Consider the following 17,280-nt stretch of genomic DNA (forward strand, 5'->3'; position numbering starts at 1 on the left):
AAGTCGGCAACGGCGCCTCACGACAACGCTGCGCGCACGATCGCCGCGCCGTCAGCGAGCGCCTTCAACTTGGCAAAGGCGAGCTCGCGCGGCAGATATTTCATGCCGCAATCGGGTGCGGGCACCAGCCGCTCTGGCGGAAGATGTTTCAGCGCGGCGCGAATGCGGTCCGCGACCACAGTGGCGGTTTCCGCATTGGGATCGGCAAGGTCGATCACGCCCAGCATGATCTTCTTCGGCGACAAATCTTTGAGCACGCCGAGATCGAGCTTCGGCTGCGCCGCCTCGATCGAAATCTGGTCGGCCTTGCACGCGGCGAGCTCGCCGAGGAAGGAATAGCCGACCGGCTTCTCGCCCTTGACGACCGCGGCGTAGCCGAAACAGAGATGTACCACCGTCGTGACCTTCAAGCCTTCCAGCGCGCGGTCGATCGCCTTCACCGCGATGCGTTTGGCGGCCGCCGGATCCTGACGCAGCCAGGGTTCGTCGAGCTGGATGACGTCGGCGCCGGCCTTTTCGAGATCGCGCGCCTCGGCGTTCACCGCGGCGGCGAAATCCATCACCATCTCGTCGTCGTCCTTGTAATAGTCGTTGACGGCCTGCCGGCTCATCGTGAACGGACCGGGCAGCGTGATTTTGGCCAGACGCTCGGTGTTACGGCGCAAAAATTCCATGTCGCGCGTTTCGACCGCCTGCGTGCGCTTGATCGGACCGACCACGCGCGGCACCGGCGTGGCAAGGCCGGCCTTCGAGATCACCTCGGCGGGCTTGGTGATCGAAATACCGTCGAGCGCGGTGGCAAATCGGTTGGAATAGCTTTCCCGCCGCACCTCGCCGTCGGTGATGATGTCGATGCCGGCGCGCTCCATGTCGCGGATCGCCAGCAGCGTCGCGTCATCCTGCGCCTGTTCGAGCCAGGGTTCCGCGACGCGCCACAGATCGAGCCGCACCCGCGCCACGCCTTTCGACAGCATCTGGCGGTCGACCAGCCAGTCGGGCTGGGGGTAGCTGCCGACAACGGTCGTGGGCAGAAGTTTTGCTGTCATTGGCTATCCTGTCTTGACGCTGCCGCCGAGATAAAGCTGCTTGACGATATCGTTGCCGTGCAACTCGCTGACATCAGCAGCAACGACAATCTCGCCATGCACGATGATATAGCCGCGATCGGCGATACGCACGGCCTGATTGAAGTTCTGCTCGGCCATCAGGACCGTGAGGTCGAAGCGCTCACCGAGCTCGCCGATCTTGGTGATCATTTGCGAGACCAGAAGCGGCGACAGGCCGACAGACGGCTCGTCGATTAGCAGCAACCGCGGCGAGGACATCATCGCGCGCGCGATCGCCAGCATCTGCTGCTGACCGCCCGACATGGTGCCGGCCAGTTGTTTGGCGCGCTCCTTCAGCACCGGAAAGGCATCGAACGCAAGCGCGAGGTTGCGGTCGATGTCAGCCCGGGCGGCGCGGCGGAACGCGCCCAGCATGAGATTTTCCGAAACCGTCAACCGCGGAAACAGCCGCCGCCCCTCGGGGACCAACGCGACGCCGAGATCGACGATCGCCTCCGGCGACATCCTGGAGAGATCGTGAGCAGTGCCATCGATCGTGAGCGATACGCTGCCGCGCCACGGCCGCACCAGACCCATGACGCACTTCATCAGCGTGCTCTTGCCGTTGCCGTTGGTGCCGAGCAGCGCCACCGTCTCGCCGGTTGCAACGTCGAGCGAAACGCCGCGCAGCGCTTTCACCGCGCCGTAGCCGGCATCGAGGTCGCGGATCGCAAGGCTAAGTGCCAAGATAAGCCTCCTGCACCCGCGCATTGCCCATCACTTCCGACGGCTGGCCGATCGCGATGATCTTGCCGGCATCGAGGCACATGATTCTCTGGGAGAAGCGCATCACCGCCTGCATGATGTGCTCGATCATGATGATGGTGATGGATTCGCCCGCGAGCTTGAGCAGAAGATCAAGCACCTCGTCGACTTCCGAGCCGGACAGGCCCGCCATCGCCTCGTCCGAAATCAGAAGCTTGGGTCGCGTCGCCATCGCGCGTGCGAGCTCCATCTTGCGCAGTTCGACCTGGCTCAGGCCGGTCACGCGCGCGTTTGCCTTGTTGGCGAGACCCATCTGCTGAAGGATCGCCATCGCCTGGTCGCGGTGGTCGTCAGCCGTGAGGCTGAGATGGCCGCCGGTGAAGTCGGCAGCGACCATCAGATTCTCGATCACAGTCATGCTGCGGAAGGGCCGTGGGATCTGGAAGCTGCGCGCGATCCCGCGCCGCGTGCGCACATGCGGCGGCATGCGCGTGATGTCCTCGCCATTGAAGACGACGGTCGATGGCTCGGTACGGAATGCGCCGGAGATGCAGTTGATCAGCGTCGTCTTGCCGGAGCCGTTGGGGCCGATCAGCCCGAACCGTTCGCCGGGCCGGATATCGACGCTGACATTGTCGAGCGCGGTGAAGCCGCCGAAGCGTTTCGTCAGTCCGCCGATTCGCAGCAACGCAGCCTCTGTCGTCTCGCTGGAGGTCATGTCTTGCCCTCCGCGCCGCGGCGGTTGCGGAACAGCCCGATGATGCCCTCGGGCGCGCCGATCACGAACAGCACGAGCATGATGCCGAGTACCAGCACGTTGACTTCCGAGGAGATGGTGACGGCGAGCAATTGCTGGGTGACGCCAAGCAGAATCGCGCCGATCACGGGGCCGATCCAGTGCGCAGTGCCGCCGATCAGCGCCATCGCGAGCACCGAGACCGAATAGTTCAGGTTAAACGCCGAGCCGGGATCGGCGTATTGCAGATACATCGCCGCCGGCGCGCCGGCCGCGCACATCAATGCGCCCGAGATCACGCAGGCGGTCAGTTTCAGCCGCAGCGTCGGCACGCCGGTGCATTCGGCGGCGAGTTCGTCGTCGCGAAGCGCCTGCAGGCCGCGACCGATCCAGGAATTCTGGATGTAGCGCGCGATCGCGACCGAAAGCACCACGAGCAGCGCCTGCACGAACACCAGCATCTGCACATAGCTGTGGAACGGCGGGCTGACCGGCGGCCGCTGGATCTGGATGCCCGCCGCGCCGCCGAGTTCGCGCCAGTTGGTCACCGTGGTCTCGATGATGATGGTGAGCGCGATGGTGGCGATGGAAAAGAAAATGCCCTGCATGCGCAGCGTCAAAAGGCCGACCGCAAAGCCCAGGATCGCCCCGACAACGGCGGCGACCGCGATCTGAAGGGGAAGCGGGGCGCCGAATGTGCTGACCAGAAAGACCGCCGTATAGACGCCGACGCCGAAGAACGCGCTGGTGCCGAAGTTCACATAGCCCGCATAACCGCCCAGAATGGTCCAGGCGACCGAGAGCACAATGAATTGCAGGATCACATAGCCGGCGAAGAACCAGTATTCGTTGGCGACGAGCTCCGTCGACACCAGAATGGCGGCGAGAAACAGGACGCAGGCACCCCAGAAGGCGAGAGCGTTGCGCTTCATGGTCATCGCCTGCCGAGCAAGCCTTGCGGCCGCACGGCGAGGACGCCAAGCAGCAGCGCAAAGGAAATCGCCGGCGCCCAGGAGGCGCCGAACATGGTGAGCACGATGGTCTCTGAGATGCCGAGAATGATCGCCGCGATCAGCGTCCCGGTCATGCTGCCGAGTCCCGCCATGACAACGACGCAGAAGGTGCGCCCGATATAGGCGCGGTCGAGCGTCGGATCGACCGGCGCGACGATAATGAGCAGCGCGCCGGCAACCCCTAGCACAGCAGTCGCAATCCCGAACGCCCATTGCTTGATGCGCACCGGATTGGCGCCCATCAGCCGCACGGCTTCCTCATCCTGCGCCACCGCGCGGATCGCCCGGCCCATGAAGGTGCGCGACAGATAGACGGCCAAGAGCAGCGTCAATCCGGTCGCGACGGCAAATGCCACCATCAGGCGGAGCGGAATCCGCATGCCGCCGAAGCGCCAGGATTTACCGATGTATGAGGCCGTGACGGAGTGCTGGTCGACGCCGAAGTACAGGATCAGCAGAACCTCGATGATGAAGGCGACGCCGAAGAAAAACGCGATGCCGCGCACGGCCGCATCGGTACCGCGGCGTTCGAAGGTCTCGTAATAGAGCCGGTAGGCGGCAAGCCCGAAAAAGAACAGCAGCGGCGTGACCAGGAGACCCGCCAGCAGCGGATCGATCTCGTAGGTGTCGTTGAGGAAGAAAACCGCGTAGGACGCCATCACCAGAAACGCCGGATGCGCCACATGCGGCACGTCGAGGAGCCCAAAGGAAACCGACAGCCCGATGCTGACGGCCGCATAGAAGCAGCCGAGCAACACGCCGGTGACGACCGACTGGAGCAGCAGGTCCATCGAAAACAATTTCAGGCTCCCCTCGCCCTTCTAGTCGCTACTCGTTGCTCTACGTGTGGGTTACCTCTTCCCGCAAGTAGGAAATCGATCGTGCTCGGTTGCGCTGGCACTTTCTTTTCCCTCCCCCTTGCGGGGAGGGTCGGCGAGCGAAAGTGAGCCGGGGTGGGAGTCCTCAAAAATCCCTTCCGCCGTTTCTTGATGTCACCAGCCGCCCCCACCCGACCGTCGCTCCGCGACGGCCACCCTCCCCGCGCTCCCGCGGGGGAGGGATAAGAATCCCCGAAGATTACTTTCGCGCCGCTTCGAACGGCGTGATGAGATTGCCGGACTTCAGCTTCTCGGGAAACAGGATGACCTGCTTGCCGGGCTTCTTGAACTGATCCATGTCGTTGTCGACGATGCCCTGGAACTGCGCCTGCAGGGTTGCGGTCTCCTTGCGCTCGCCATCCTCCGAGAACGCAATCGGACCGACAATGGTCTTGATCTCGCTTTCGTGCAGGTATTTTGCGATCGCCTTCTGATCGAGCGAGTTCGTCGCCGTGACGGCCGCCGCGATGATCTGACCCGACGCATAGCCGAACGGCGCGAGATAAAAGCCGAGCGGATCGACCTTGGCCGCGACGGCGCGTTTCGAATATTCCTCGAAGAAGGCCTTGGTGCCGTCGAAAAACATGCCGGGCTCGGGCAGCCAGGTATTGAAGTTGACGACGCCGTTAAGCAGCGAGCCCATCTTCGCCATCACCGGGCCGAACTGAAGCCCGACCATGCCACCGCCGAACAGCTTGACGTTATCGCCGATGCCGATCTCGTTGACGGCGCGCAGGATGCCCGCCGAATCCGGCGGATAGGATGCGACATAGACGATGTCGGGTTTGGCGGCGCTCAGCGCGCGCACGATCGAGGAGAACTCCACCGTATTGGGCGGATAGGCCTGGTCGAACACGATCGGCATGTTGCGCTTGCCGGCGACTTCGCGCGCGGTCTTGGCCAGATTCTGCGCGAACTCCTGGTCGGCGGTCAGCAGCGCCACCGACTTGCCGCCGGCCTTCTGGCCAAGATCGAGAAACGACGACGCCCAGGCGTCGGCCGGTCCCCACGGCGCGTTGTTGAACCACATGTCGTGGTGGATCTTGCTGTTGACCTGGAACGAGAAGTTGCCGATCAGCACCATGCCGCGCTGCTTGACCAGCGGCATGATCGGCGCGGTCGGCACCGTCGCATAGGGCGCGAACAACAGATCGACCTTGTCGATGTCGAGCAGCTTGGAATAAAGCGCCGGCGTTTCGGATGCGCTTGATTTGTCGTCATAGACGATGAGTTCGACCTTGCGGCCGAGCAGCCCGCCCTTGGCGTTGATATCGTCGCGCCAGATTTCATGGCCGAGCAGCGCAGGCTTGCCGCCCCCCGCCAGTCCACCGGTCAGCGGCATTGACATGCCGATCTTGATCGGCGGCTGATCGGCCCCCGCCTTGCCGATCAACGAGACGCCGATGCCGGTGATGGCCGCGCCGAGAAACGTTCTGCGTTTCATAATTCCTCCCTGGGATATGCTTTTAGAGGCGGCCCTCGCCGGGTCTTTCGCCCGGTCGCGGACAGCATCAGGTGTCGTCAAACGTTAGGGCCAGCGGGCTTGGAGCCACAACCCAACTCTGGTCGCATGCCCCCTGCCCGCCCATACGCCCGCTTTGGTCAAGCCGGCTGCTTCAGGATCGCGGCCGGATCGGCGCCGACGCGGCCGCCGGCCCGGTCGGCCGCGGTTTCGCGCGACAGGCGCATGTCGAAGCGGATGCTCGGCAGGCCCGGAATCGGGCATTCCGGATCCTTCTTGATATCGACCGCCAGATCGCCGGAGGAGCCGAACACGACGTCGTCCGCGAGATGCGGATCGTCGCGCAGGTAAAGCGCGGTCACGAGCTCCCGATAGCCGGGCGCGCCGACCAGGAAATGAATGTGCGCCGGCCGCATGCCGTGCCGCCGTTGCGCGGTGACCATCTCGCCGACCGGCCCGTCCATCGGGATCGAATAGCCGAGCGGCTTCACCGTGCGCAGAACGAAGAGCCCCTTGGCGTCGGTGGTGAAGATGCCGCGGTAGTCGACCGAACCCGGATCTTCCTGAATGTCATAAAGACCGCTGGCAGAGGTCTGCCACAGCGAAACGGTCGCACCCGCGAGCGGCTTGCCGTTCACATCGGTCACATAACCGTAGAGCGCGATTTCGGTGTCCGGCTCGGCGTTTTTGGCAATCTGGCTGCCGGCAGGCAGGTTCGGCGTGGTTTCGCGATAAAACGGGCCGAGCAAACTCGTATGCGTTCCCTCCTCCAACGCGGTCTCGTCGTGAAGGCCGTTGACCAGCGCCGAGAGACCGAGCGTATCCGACAGCAGAATGAATTCCTGCCGCGCCGGCGTGCAGATTTTTCCGACCGCGGTCATGAAGGCGATGCCCTTGAGCCATTCCGCCGGCGTCAGATTCACGTCCCTGGCGAAGGCATGCAGGTGTTTGACTGCCGACGCCATGATCTCCTTCAGGCGCGGATTGGCTGTCGTGGACATCTGGTCAAGCACGGCCTGGGTGATGTTTTCCGGCGTCAACTCCTGCATAGGCTCCTCCTCAGGTCTGCTTGTCCATGGCTTTGGTGATCCATGGCTTTTTTATCAGGCGATAACGTATCGCCCTCCGCGCGCAACCGCAAATCCGGAAAGCTCTGCCTGCATGGGAATTTGCGACGCGTCCGGCCCAAATTTTCATCAGATGAGAAATCAGTCGGTCTGGTCGCGGCGGACGCTGAGCGGGTGCGTCTGCGCGGTCGTTGTGGCGGTGCCGAACATCCGCGGCTGGGTCAAAACCTCCGGCTGCAGGATCTGGTCGAGCTGCTCGCGGGTCAGGAGCTTCTTGGCGAGCACCAGATCGTAGACGCTCTGGTCGGTCAGAAGCGCCTGCTGCGCGACCTCGGTCGCGTTGGCGTAACCGATATAGGGATTGAGCGCGGTGACGATGCCGATCGAGCGCTCGACGCCGCGGCGCAGATGCTCGCGATTTGCCGTGATGCCCTTCACACAGCGTTCGGCCAAGGTCAGGCAGCCCGAGCGCAGGTGATTGACGCTCTTGAACAGGCTGTGGGCAATGATCGGCTCGAACGCATTGAGCTGCAACTGGCCGGCCTCGGCGGCAAAACTCACCGTCACGTCGTTGCCGATCACCTCGAAGGCGATCTGGTTGACGACTTCGGGAATCACCGGATTGACCTTGCCCGGCATGATGCTCGAGCCCGCCTGCATCGGCGGCAGGTTGATCTCGTTGAGGCCGACGCGCGGGCCCGATGACAATAGCCGCAGATCGTTGCAGGTCTTCGACAGTTTCACCGCGACGCGCTTGAGCACGCCGGAGAGCTGCACGAACGAGCCGCAATCCTGCGTCGCCTCGATCAGGTTCGAGGCGGTGACGACGGGAATGCCGGTGACGTCGCGCAAATGCTGACAGACCAGGCGCGCGTAATCGGGATGGGCGTTGATGCCGGTGCCGATGGCGGTCGCGCCCATGTTGATCTCACAGACCAGAAGCACCGCCTCCTTCAGCCGCATCTCGTCTTCGCCGAGCATGACCGCATAGGTCGAGAACTCCTGCCCGAGCGTCATCGGAACCGCGTCCTGCAACTGGGTCCGGCCCATCTTGATGATGTCCTTGAACTCTTCGGACTTGGCCTCGAAGGTCCCGCGCAGCTCCGCCATGGCATCGACGAGGCGCATGATGCCGGAATAGGCCGCAAGCTTCAGCGCCGTCGGATAGACGTCGTTGGTGCTCTGACCCATGTTGACGTGTTCGTTGGGATGCAAAAATTTGTAGTCGCCCTTGGCGTGGCCAAGCAGTTCCAGCGCCCGGTTGGCGATCACCTCGTTGGCGTTCATGTTGGTCGACGTGCCGGCGCCGCCCTGGATCACATCGACGACGAACTGCTCGTGCAGCTTTCCTGTCCTGATCTCTTCGGCGGCCGCCACGATGGCGTCAGCTTTCGTGGAATCGAGCAGGCCGAGGTCGCGATTACTTCGCGCCGCCGCCATTTTGATCGACGCCAGCGCCTTGATCAGGTCGGGATAGATCGAGATCGGCGTTCCGCTAATCGCGAAGTTCTCGACCGCCCGAAGCGTGTGAACTCCGTAATAGGCCTCAGCCGGAACATCCCTGTCACCCAATAGATCGTGTTCGCGTCGCGTGCTCATGAAGGCCTCGTCCGATTCTCGCTAGTGTCCTTTCGATTCCGAAGTTCAAAATGTGGCTCGGCAAAATGCCGCCGAACTTCAGAATCGGGACACTAGTGAGCGATCAAAACAGGATGGGGCGGGATTTCAAGACGGCATTTTCGTCCCTTATGCACCCCGATTGGCGTGCCTTATACGGAAGCGAACACGCGGCGATTGTGGGAATCTTCAATCGCGATCAACCCGGGAATCTCCATCATTATCAACGAAAGTTTCGACCGATTTCAGGGATTTTGGATGCCAGCAGACCAGCTGTAGGGGCAATGTTTAAAGCATCATTTAGATGTGGCGGCTATCGTGGTCGCGCGATTGCCCTGATTGCACTGGGGAATTCGTCAAAATCCTTATCGCCGGTTAACCAGTCGATTTTCCAAGATTCTGGGCCGGAAAAGTCCCGGGTGGGGATGGATTCAAGATAATGAGCAGCACCGTCAACGAGATTGACTTCGATTACGCGACGTCAACCGCGGATCGGGCCAATCGTTTGATGGCGCAGTATGGCGTGCCGCCAACCCCCGATAATTTTTCAGTCTGGTTTTACTACGTGAGCGGCGGCTCGCTCACGCTGAAAAAAACCATCGACATCCTGATCGCCAACAAGCGCAAGTTCGATTCCGCGACCAACCGCGATCTCTACATCACCTACGTCAATCCGCATTCGAGCACGAGCGGGGACTTCCCCGAGCAATTGCGCAGCGTGATCGACAGCGCCAAGGATTTCCTGGCAACCGCGATTTCCGACAACCGCACCCAGATGGAGACGCTCGACGAAGTCTCTGCACAGTGCAAGCCGACCACCGATCCACGGCCGATCATCGAGATGCTGGTGAAGGAGCTTTCGCACGCGACGACGCGGTCCACGGCGCTGGAGGAAAATTTCCTTCAGACCACGAAGGACCTCGATCAGATCAAGGATTCACTCAAGCAGGCGGAGGAGCACTCCAACACCGACGCGCTCACCGGGCTTGCCAACCGCCGTTCGCTCGAGGCCTTCCTGCGCGCCGCCCAGATCACGGCGATGGAGGCCGGAACGCCGCTCTCGATCCTGATGATCGACATCGACCACTTCAAGAAATTCAACGACAGCTACGGCCATCAAGTCGGCGATCAGGTGCTGCGGCTGGTCAGCAGAGTGTTGCTGGAGAGCGTCCGCGAATGCGATCTCGCCGCGCGCTATGGCGGTGAGGAACTGATGGCGATCCTGCCGGGCGCCTCGCTCGATGCCTGCGCCGAAGCGGCCGAGCGCCTGCGCCGCCGCATCGCCGAAGCGCGGTTGACGCGGCGCACGACCGGCGAGGAAATTTCCAGCGTGACGGTTTCGATCGGCGTGGCGCAATTCCGCATGGGCGAAACCGCCGACGGCATGATCGAACGCTGCGACCGCGCGCTCTACCAGGCCAAGCGCCAGGGGCGTAACCGCACGGTCAGGGAATCCGCCGAAGAAGAGATCGCGGCCTAAGCGTCCATCTTGAAGCCAGCGCGCCGCCTAGTGGTCCAATTCTAACATTCGCATCCCTTCTCAGCGTCCACTTTTGCGAATGTTAGAATTAGAAGGACCACTAGCAAGTATAAGTTGCTAGCGGAGTTTGGGATTTGACATTCGCTTGACGGGCCCGTGGCTAGATGGGCGGCGAATGTCAAATCCACTCCGCTAGATCATCGCCGCGACTTTTTCCAGACCAATCAGGCGGGCGAGCAGGCGCACTTCGCGCTTCTGGTCTTCGCGCAACTGAAACAGCAGCGGCATCGCCGCCGATTTCAACTGCTGGACTTCCGCGGAATCCGGATCGATATGCGCCGCTGCATTGGGGTCGGTCTGGTGCGTGGCGTGAAGCTTTCGAGCGACCGCGCGCAGGGCATTCTCCACCGCCGGCCAGTAATATTCTTGCGACGACGACAGTTGCAGCCGCTCCTTGATGCCGGCGATCTGCGCGTCGCTCAATAGCGTGTAGGATTTCTGCACCGGCGGCTTGGCGACCACCGGCTTCGGCTTCGACGGTGCGGCGGGCGCCGGATCGACCAATTTGGGAGCCTCTGTCTCGGCAGCCGGCGCGAACGCCAGGGCCTGCCGCAGCGGCTCGGGCGCAATCGCGCCGGTGGGCTCTGCGGGGACCGGATCCGGCGGTGCAACGGCTGCGACGGTCAGCCTGTCGGCCTTGCTCTCCCGGTTCGAGACGACCTGCGTGAAGGCCGGCGACACCGACGCCGCCACGCCCGCGGCGGGTATGCTGTCGCGGCCCAAAATCGCGGCCGCGGCTGCGCCTACGACCAGAAAGCAGGTCAGCGCAATAATAGTCACCACTTTTGACAGGAAACTCTCCATTCTCGGCGGCAAGGACTTGGGCGGCGTAAACTTGATCCGAACCTTCCCGACAATAACGGCGGGAAATAAGGCCTAACCGTGCCACGGCCGTGACAATCCGGACCTATGAGGGCGAATCAAGCGGCTGCGACGAGTTCGTAGGCATCCTGAATGTCGGCAATGATATCGGACGCTTCCCACAGCGCATCCGGCGCGACCGTCTGCCAGCTGATGGTCCAGTTCCGCCCGCCCCTGGTCGAGCGCGGCATGCTGACGACGTCGAATTGCACCTGGCGGCAGAGCGGGTGGCGCTCGAGGGCGTAAGTGACGCGGCGCCTGATCTCCTCCAGTGTCGCCGGCGTCTTCGCAAAAAGCGTCTCGAAATCCATGCCACACCCCCGCAACTCGCAACCTCCGGCCGGCCCGCGCAAGCATGCGTCGGGTGGCCTTCGGGGATGAATCTTGGGCTGGCGTGGTTAATGGCGGGTTAAGTCGCCGCAGTCGCTGCAAACGATCGCGGCGCGCTCAAATTTTGCGAGGATCGGCGCGCCCAAATGCCTTTCGATGCAAGCTTGGCGACGCTACCTTATCGAGCTTTTTCAACCTTGGGGTACGGCATGACTGATAGCGAAAGGAGATTACTCACGGCGCTCGTGTATATGGTCCGGCAGCATCTGCCTGAGCACGGCGACGAGATCGACAACCTCGCCGAGTCCGCCGGAGAACGCGCAATTCAGGTACTCGCAGATTTCGGGCTAATGGAGCTTCGCAACTCCCGCTTCGGGTTCTGGACAGAAGCGGGCAAGAACTTCATCAAAGAGATCTACCCACGTGGGCGTCAGCTAGCGGACCGTTCGAGCGGGATAGTGTTGGTCGGTAAAAAGCCGACCTAGATTTGCCGCCTCTCACAGCGGCGGATCGACCGCGGCGTCATATTCCTTTTTCAGGCGTGCAATGAGTTCGGCCGCCGGCAAGATCTTTTCGACGCTGCCGACGCCCTGGCCCGAGCCCCAGATATCCTTCCAGGCCTTGGCCTTCGCACGCTCGCCGGAGCTATCTGTCCCAAAACTCATCTTCGAGGCATCCGACTGCGGCAGGTTTTCCGGGTCCATGCCGGCCGCCACGATCGAGGGCTTCAAGTAATTGCCATGCACTCCGGTGAAGAGATTGGAATAGACGATGTCTTCCGCGCCTGACGCCGTGATCATCTCCTTGTAACGATCGACCGCATTCGCTTCTCTGGTGGCGATGAAGGCCGAGCCGATATAGGCGAAGTCGGCGCCGAGCAGACGCGCGGCGCGGATGGCCTGGCCGTTGGCGATGGCGCCCGACAGCGCGATCGGGCCGTCGAACCATGCCCTCGTCTCGGCCACGAACGCGAACGGCGAGATCACACCGGCATGCCCGCCGGCGCCGGCGGCGACCAGGATCAGGCCGTCGGCGCCCTTCTCGACCGCCTTGTGCGCGAATTTCTGGTTGATCACGTCGTGAAAGACGATGCCGCCCCAGCGATGCGCCGCCTCGTTGACCTCCTCACGCGCGCCAAGCGAAGTAATGATGATCGGCACCTTGTGCTTCTCGCAGAGCGCCAGATCATGCTCGAGGCGGTTGTTCGAGCGGTGCACGATCTGGTTGACCGCAAATGGCGCCGACGGCCGCTCCGGATGAGCGGCGTCATATTCGGCGAGCTCTTGCCTGATCCGCGTCAGCCACTCGTCGAGCAGTTCGGGCGGGCGCGCGTTCAGCGCTGGAAACGCGCCGACGATGCCGGCCTTGCATTGGGCGATCACGAGATCAGGCACCGAGATGATGAACAGCGGCGCCCCGATCACCGGAAGCGACAGGCGGCCTTTGAACAGCGCAGGCATCGACATCAGAGAAATCCTTGAATTCCGGACGGCGGGAAATTTTTCCCGGCTCAAAGGATGATGCCCGACATTATATCAGGAAGGCAACCGCGGTTATTGTTTCAGCGAGCGGTCACGCTACTGGCACAAGGCGCGCGTCACAAAATTGTCGGTCCGGCAGTCGTCGGGCTTTCGCGTCCGGCCCGGAATCAGCACCTTCGGCGAACAGGCTTCAACCGAATCCGTCGACAGGCTCTTGCCTTCCTTGAATCCCTTGGACTGGCAAAGCTTGTCTGCCGCCATCTTGCAATCGGCCGCGCCGTTGGCGGCGGCAGGACACTTGCTGCGGCCGGTCACCATCGACGAAGGGTTGGTGAAGCGCGACAGGCTTTCGCTCGCGTCCTTGACGGCGTCCTTGGTTTTCGCATTGAGGTCGTCGATCGTCTCGCTCGGGCTCTTCATCGTCGGCAGGATCGACAGGGATTTTTCCAGCGCCTTGCCCATTTCGTTGAGCAGGCCCGGATTTTCCGGAGCGGCGGGCTGGGCCGCGCCTCCTGCCGGCGGCGGAGCTTGCGGGTTTGCCGGCTGCGGCGTTGACTGTTGCGTTGGTGGTGGAACTTGAGGCGGAGCTGCCGTTTGCGGCCAGCCGCTACTGACGACGCAAGTCCAGACCAGCGCGGCTAGTACTGCCGATCTCAAATCAGCTTGACCGCGATGACGAAACCACCGGCGAGCAAGATAATGAATGCCGTCAACCACAGGCCAAGCCGCTTCTCGATCTCGGCGCGGATCACATCGCCGTATCGATTCAGCACGATCGCGACGATGAAAAAGCGGCCGCCCCTGGCGATGATGGAGCACAGGATGAACAGCCAGATGTTGTAGCCGGCAAAGCCGGAGGTGATCGTGACCAGCTTGTAGGGGATCGGCGTCAGCCCCTTCAAAAGGATGATCACGCTGCCCCATTGCGCGTAGGAAGCTCGAAAAGCCTCGACCTTGCCGCCGAGGTGATAGAGGTTGATCAGCCACTGCCCGACCGAGTCATAGAGAAGCGCTCCGATGGCGTAACCGAGCACGCCGCCGGCCACAGACGCAATCGTGCAAAGCGTCGCAAACAGCCACGCGCGCTTCGGCCGCGCCAGCGACATCGGCAGCAGCATGATATCAGGGGGAACCGGAAAGAAGGAACTTTCCGCAAACGCGACCGCACCCAAAATCCACAGCGCGTATGGCTTGTCGGCGGCGTCGATACACCAATCGTAGACACGTCTGAGCATGCCGCGATGAAGCATCTAGGGAAGCTTTTGTCTATTGCGGAAACGGCTGGATTTAGTGGCGCTTGCGCAAGCCACGCCCTTCGAGCGCGACAATTGGCCGCCGCGCGATCCGGGAGGGTGGGACCTTCACCGGCGACTTCGGCATCTTCTCGGCGATCCCGAGCAGGTCCTCGCGCCGTTCCATCTCCTGCCAGACATCTGCGGGGCGGACGCCGGCGGAGGCCCACAGCACGGTCAGGTTATAGAGCAGGTCGGCGCTCTCGCGGACGACCGCGTCGGTCTTGCCGTTGACCGCGTCGATGACGACCTCGATGGCTTCTTCGGCGAGCTTCTTGGCCATTTTGTCGGGGCCGCGCTGAAACAGCCTTGCCGTGCGCGAGACCTGGGGATCGAGATCCTTGGCCGCGATAACCGCCTGATAGAGCCGTTCGAGCGAATCACTCATAGCCGTTAAGATAATCCAAACGCCTCGCCGGCGTGTTAACGGTCGCAGGCCAAATCCGGAAACCGCCGGCCACGGTGACCAGCGACTTAACTCGGCCGCGAGATTTCAGGTGCCGGCAAACGGCGCGAGGCGCGGCGCTTGCGTTGGGACCGAGCAATATCCACCGTGAAAGGCAGCGTCACCGCCGTAATAATACGGCCCCTTGCTCTGCCGATCCCTATATCGATCCTTGCGCACTCAGATGTGAATTGATCGACCGCTCAAACCAATCTGAAACCACGCCTGCTCACCCGCGGTTCAGGTTAGCCTGTGCATAATGCCCTGAAACCGGCGGTGTCATGAAACCGACATATCTACCGGACCAATTCTAACATTCGCATCCTTGGTGCGATGCCGATGCGCGTCACTCAGACCATCATTGCCTGTTGCCTCGCTGCCTGGGCCAGCCTCGGCCTGTCGGCAAGTCATGCCGGCGAGGCCGCCCACCCCGTTTCGATCAACCTTGCTTTCGATCGTCCGATCAATGCCGGCGAGGCTCCCGTGATCGTCGGCATGACCGACGGCCTGTTCGCTGCAGAGGGACTTGCGGTCACCACCAGTACGGCGGCCGGCTCGCCGGAAGCCATCGCGCGGGTCACCTCGGGATCAAGCGAATTTGCCCTGGTCGATCTCAATGCGCTCATTCGATTTCGCAGCCAGAGTTCCGTGCCGGTGAAAGCGGTGTTCGTGCTGTTCAACAAGGCGCCTTACGCCATCGTCGCCCGCAAGAGCCGGGGCATCCACGTTCTCTCCGACCTCGAAGGCAAGACGTTCGGCATCGCCGACAGCGACCTTTCGGCCGGACTTTGGCCGGCGCTGGCGCACCAGAACGGCATTCATCTCGATCACGTCAAGCAGAGCCGCATCAGCGCCGCCGTGCGCGAGCCGATGCTATCGGCCGGCCAGGTCGATGCCGTTGCCGGGTTCTCCTACCTGTCTGCCGTAAACTTAAGGGACCGCGGCGTTCCCGCCGACGATCTCGCGGTGCTGCGCTTTGCCGATTATGGCTGCGATGCCTATGGCTTTGCGATCATCGTCAATCCCGCCTTTGCCGACAAACATCCCGATGCGGTCAAGGGCTTCGTGCGGGCCCTGATTGCCGCCACCAACCTGACCATCCGCGACGAAGGCCATGCGGTCGACCAGGTGCTGACCCGGATGGATGAAGGCACGCGCGACCTGGAACTCGAGCGTCTACACGCGGTGATCCGCGACAACATCATGACCGACGAAGTCAACCGCAACGGCCTTGGCGCGGTCGATCCAGTCCGGCTCGAGCGCTCGATCGACCAGGTCGGCGAAGGTTTCAAATTCGGAAAGCGTCCGTCGGCGGCCGATATTTTCGACGACCGCTTCCTGCCTCCTCGCGCCGACCGTCTGATCAATTAACGGGCCTTGTAGCGCGCTTCGCCAACGGCGGCTAAGATGTCCGCTGCGCTCCCCAGCCGCGCAAAGGCAAGACAAGGCTGTTGCTTCTCGCCGACCCCTTGAACAGAGATGACCGACCGGCTTAGACGGCGCACCTTTTTGCAGGCGCTTGCAATGACCAGCCTGAGTGCGGTCGCGCACCCCCCCGCTCGCGGCGCTACGCCAGCCCGTCTTCGCTTAAAGAATGAAGACATTGATACAGCGCTACGCGCCGCGGTCGATCGCGCTGACATCGCCGGCGTGGTCGCGATGGCGGCAACGGCGACATCGGTTTTCTATCAGGGAAATTTCGGGCGCCGCGATATCAGCGGAAAATCGGAAATGTCTCCGGACACGACTTTTCGTATCGCCTCAATGGTCAAGCTGCTGACGTCGGTTGCGGCCCTCCAACTGGTCGAAACGGGCAAGCTCACGCTCGATGATCCCGTCGCGGCATTGGACCCGACGCTAAGCGCGGCGCAGGTGCTGGCCGGATTCGATGCCGAGGGAGCACCAATTCTGCACCCGGCGCAAAAGGCCATGACGCTTCGCAATCTGCTGACGCACACCTCGGGATTGAGTTACCAGCTCTGGGATTCAAATCTGGTTCGTTATGTCAAAATCGCTCGAACGAAGCCGGACCTGCCACGCATGCCGCTGATGTTCGATCCCGGCACGAGATGGGCTTACGGCGGCAGCCTCGATCGCGTGGGACGGCTGATCGAGCTCGTTTCCGGAAAGAATCTGGACCAGTATTTCCGCGACCACATTCTGGGCCCGCTGGGAATGGCAAATACCGGCTTTTCGTTGACTGAAAATCAACGCGCGCGGCAAGCCAGCCTTCATACCCGGAAAGCCGATGGCACGCTGATCCCGCAACCTCTCGAGAAACTATCTGCCCCGAAGACGTTTTCCGGAGGAGGCGGCATCTATTCCACGGCTCCGGACTACCTGACCCTGCTCCAGGCTCTTCTCAACGGCGGGCATTTGGGAACAGCGACCATTCTCCGTCCCGAGACCGTCGCGCTGATGAACCAAAATCAGATCGGAAATCTCGACGCCGGAATTCTCAAGACGACCAACCCCGCGCTGTCCAACGACGTGGATTTTTTCCCCGGAGTGCGGCTGCGGTGGGGATTGGGACACATGATGAACCTGGATCCGGTGGAAGGCGGTCGCAAAGCGGGGAGCCTGACCTGGGCAGGCCTCTACAACACATACTATTGGATGGACCCGGTCTCTGGAATTGCCGGGGTCATCATGATGCAGGTGTTGCCGTTTGCGGACACACGCGCTCTGCGCGTCTATCGCCGGTTTGAAGTTGGCGTGTACCGTTCGATCGCGCGCGGTTGAGGGTC

Annotated in this window: 19 protein-coding genes; 5 read left to right on the forward strand and 14 right to left on the reverse strand. The window is 62.2% G+C overall.

Features of this window, described 5'->3' with window-relative positions; all coding sequences use genetic code 11:
- Window positions 1-17: 17 nt before the first annotated feature.
- The 8 genes from VFB05_RS00575 to aspA all read right to left on the reverse strand — a co-directional run bounded on the left by VFB05_RS00575 (window position 18) and on the right by aspA (window position 8,566).
- Window positions 18-1,046: a cobalamin-independent methionine synthase II family protein gene (locus VFB05_RS00575; RefSeq protein ID WP_325007619.1), complete on the reverse strand. Its 1,029-nt coding sequence runs from the start codon at window positions 1,044-1,046 to the stop codon at window positions 18-20.
- A gap of 3 nt (window positions 1,047-1,049) precedes the next feature.
- Complete coding sequence (locus VFB05_RS00580) at window positions 1,050-1,793, reverse strand: ABC transporter ATP-binding protein (RefSeq protein WP_325007621.1); 744 nt, start codon at window positions 1,791-1,793, stop codon at window positions 1,050-1,052.
- On the reverse strand, window positions 1,783-2,529 hold the full coding sequence (locus VFB05_RS00585; RefSeq protein WP_325007623.1) for an ABC transporter ATP-binding protein: 747 nt from the start codon (window positions 2,527-2,529) through the stop codon (window positions 1,783-1,785). Before VFB05_RS00585 ends, VFB05_RS00580 begins: the two co-directional genes overlap by 11 nt.
- Complete coding sequence (locus VFB05_RS00590) at window positions 2,526-3,479, reverse strand: branched-chain amino acid ABC transporter permease (protein ID WP_325007625.1); 954 nt, start codon at window positions 3,477-3,479, stop codon at window positions 2,526-2,528. The genes VFB05_RS00585 and VFB05_RS00590 overlap by 4 nt, the downstream gene beginning before the upstream one ends.
- A 2-nt stretch (window positions 3,480-3,481) precedes the next feature.
- On the reverse strand, window positions 3,482-4,351 hold the full coding sequence (locus VFB05_RS00595) for a branched-chain amino acid ABC transporter permease (protein WP_325007627.1): 870 nt from the start codon (window positions 4,349-4,351) through the stop codon (window positions 3,482-3,484).
- Between the two features lie 286 nt (window positions 4,352-4,637).
- Window positions 4,638-5,882, reverse strand: a complete 1,245-nt coding sequence (locus VFB05_RS00600; RefSeq protein ID WP_325007629.1) for an amino acid ABC transporter substrate-binding protein — start codon at window positions 5,880-5,882, stop codon at window positions 4,638-4,640.
- A 158-nt stretch (window positions 5,883-6,040) separates the two neighbouring features.
- Complete coding sequence (locus VFB05_RS00605; protein ID WP_325007631.1) at window positions 6,041-6,949, reverse strand: dioxygenase; 909 nt, start codon at window positions 6,947-6,949, stop codon at window positions 6,041-6,043.
- Between the two features lie 159 nt (window positions 6,950-7,108).
- Complete coding sequence (aspA, locus tag VFB05_RS00610; protein WP_325007634.1) at window positions 7,109-8,566, reverse strand: aspartate ammonia-lyase; 1,458 nt, start codon at window positions 8,564-8,566, stop codon at window positions 7,109-7,111.
- A 50-nt stretch (window positions 8,567-8,616) separates the two neighbouring features.
- On the opposite strand from aspA, the gene VFB05_RS00615 reads away from it, so the two are divergent.
- Window positions 8,617-9,024 carry a hypothetical protein gene (locus VFB05_RS00615; protein WP_325007636.1) on the forward strand — a complete coding sequence of 136 codons (408 nt, stop codon included), beginning with the start codon at window positions 8,617-8,619 and terminating at the stop codon, window positions 9,022-9,024.
- Between the two features lie 68 nt (window positions 9,025-9,092).
- Entirely contained in the window at window positions 9,093-10,064 is a 972-nt protein-coding gene (locus VFB05_RS00620; RefSeq protein ID WP_325007746.1) for a GGDEF domain-containing protein, read from the forward strand.
- A gap of 192 nt (window positions 10,065-10,256) precedes the next feature.
- On the opposite strand, the gene VFB05_RS00625 is transcribed toward VFB05_RS00620, so the two are convergent.
- Together VFB05_RS00625 and VFB05_RS00630 are read right to left on the reverse strand one after the other, a co-directional pair.
- The gene (locus VFB05_RS00625; RefSeq protein ID WP_325007748.1) at window positions 10,257-10,916 is read right to left on the reverse strand and encodes a hypothetical protein; all 660 of its coding nucleotides are present in this window, start codon (window positions 10,914-10,916) and stop codon (window positions 10,257-10,259) included.
- Window positions 10,917-11,044: 128 nt separating this feature from the next.
- Entirely contained in the window at window positions 11,045-11,296 is a 252-nt protein-coding gene (locus VFB05_RS00630) for a hypothetical protein (protein ID WP_325007638.1), read from the reverse strand.
- Window positions 11,297-11,461: 165 nt separating this feature from the next.
- On the opposite strand from VFB05_RS00630, the gene VFB05_RS00635 reads away from it, so the two are divergent.
- Window positions 11,462-11,800 (forward strand): hypothetical protein, encoded by a 339-nt coding sequence (locus VFB05_RS00635; RefSeq protein ID WP_325007640.1) that lies wholly within the window; start codon window positions 11,462-11,464, stop codon window positions 11,798-11,800.
- A 12-nt stretch (window positions 11,801-11,812) separates the two neighbouring features.
- Here the strand turns inward: VFB05_RS00635 and VFB05_RS00640 are convergent, their stop codons facing one another.
- The 4 genes from VFB05_RS00640 to hisE all read right to left on the reverse strand — a co-directional run bounded on the left by VFB05_RS00640 (window position 11,813) and on the right by hisE (window position 14,476).
- A complete protein-coding gene (locus tag VFB05_RS00640) occupies window positions 11,813-12,781 on the reverse strand; it encodes a nitronate monooxygenase family protein (RefSeq protein ID WP_325007642.1) in 969 nt (322 codons plus the stop codon).
- A 111-nt stretch (window positions 12,782-12,892) separates the two neighbouring features.
- Entirely contained in the window at window positions 12,893-13,453 is a 561-nt protein-coding gene (locus VFB05_RS00645) for a hypothetical protein (RefSeq protein ID WP_325007644.1), read from the reverse strand.
- Window positions 13,450-14,031 (reverse strand): YqaA family protein, encoded by a 582-nt coding sequence (locus tag VFB05_RS00650; RefSeq protein ID WP_325007646.1) that lies wholly within the window; start codon window positions 14,029-14,031, stop codon window positions 13,450-13,452. Before VFB05_RS00650 ends, VFB05_RS00645 begins: the two co-directional genes overlap by 4 nt.
- A 52-nt stretch (window positions 14,032-14,083) precedes the next feature.
- Window positions 14,084-14,476: a phosphoribosyl-ATP diphosphatase gene (gene hisE / locus VFB05_RS00655; RefSeq protein ID WP_325007649.1), complete on the reverse strand. Its 393-nt coding sequence runs from the start codon at window positions 14,474-14,476 to the stop codon at window positions 14,084-14,086.
- A 390-nt stretch (window positions 14,477-14,866) separates the two neighbouring features.
- On the opposite strand from hisE, the gene VFB05_RS00660 reads away from it, so the two are divergent.
- Window positions 14,867-15,904 carry an ABC transporter substrate-binding protein gene (locus VFB05_RS00660; protein WP_325007651.1) on the forward strand — a complete coding sequence of 346 codons (1,038 nt, stop codon included), beginning with the start codon at window positions 14,867-14,869 and terminating at the stop codon, window positions 15,902-15,904.
- A 108-nt stretch (window positions 15,905-16,012) separates the two neighbouring features.
- A complete protein-coding gene (locus VFB05_RS00665; RefSeq protein WP_325007653.1) occupies window positions 16,013-17,275 on the forward strand; it encodes a serine hydrolase domain-containing protein in 1,263 nt (420 codons plus the stop codon).
- The last annotated feature ends 5 nt before the right edge of the window (window positions 17,276-17,280 follow it).

This window comes from Bradyrhizobium sp. (genome assembly GCF_035652035.1).
Classification (GTDB): Bacteria; Pseudomonadota; Alphaproteobacteria; order Rhizobiales; family Xanthobacteraceae; genus Bradyrhizobium.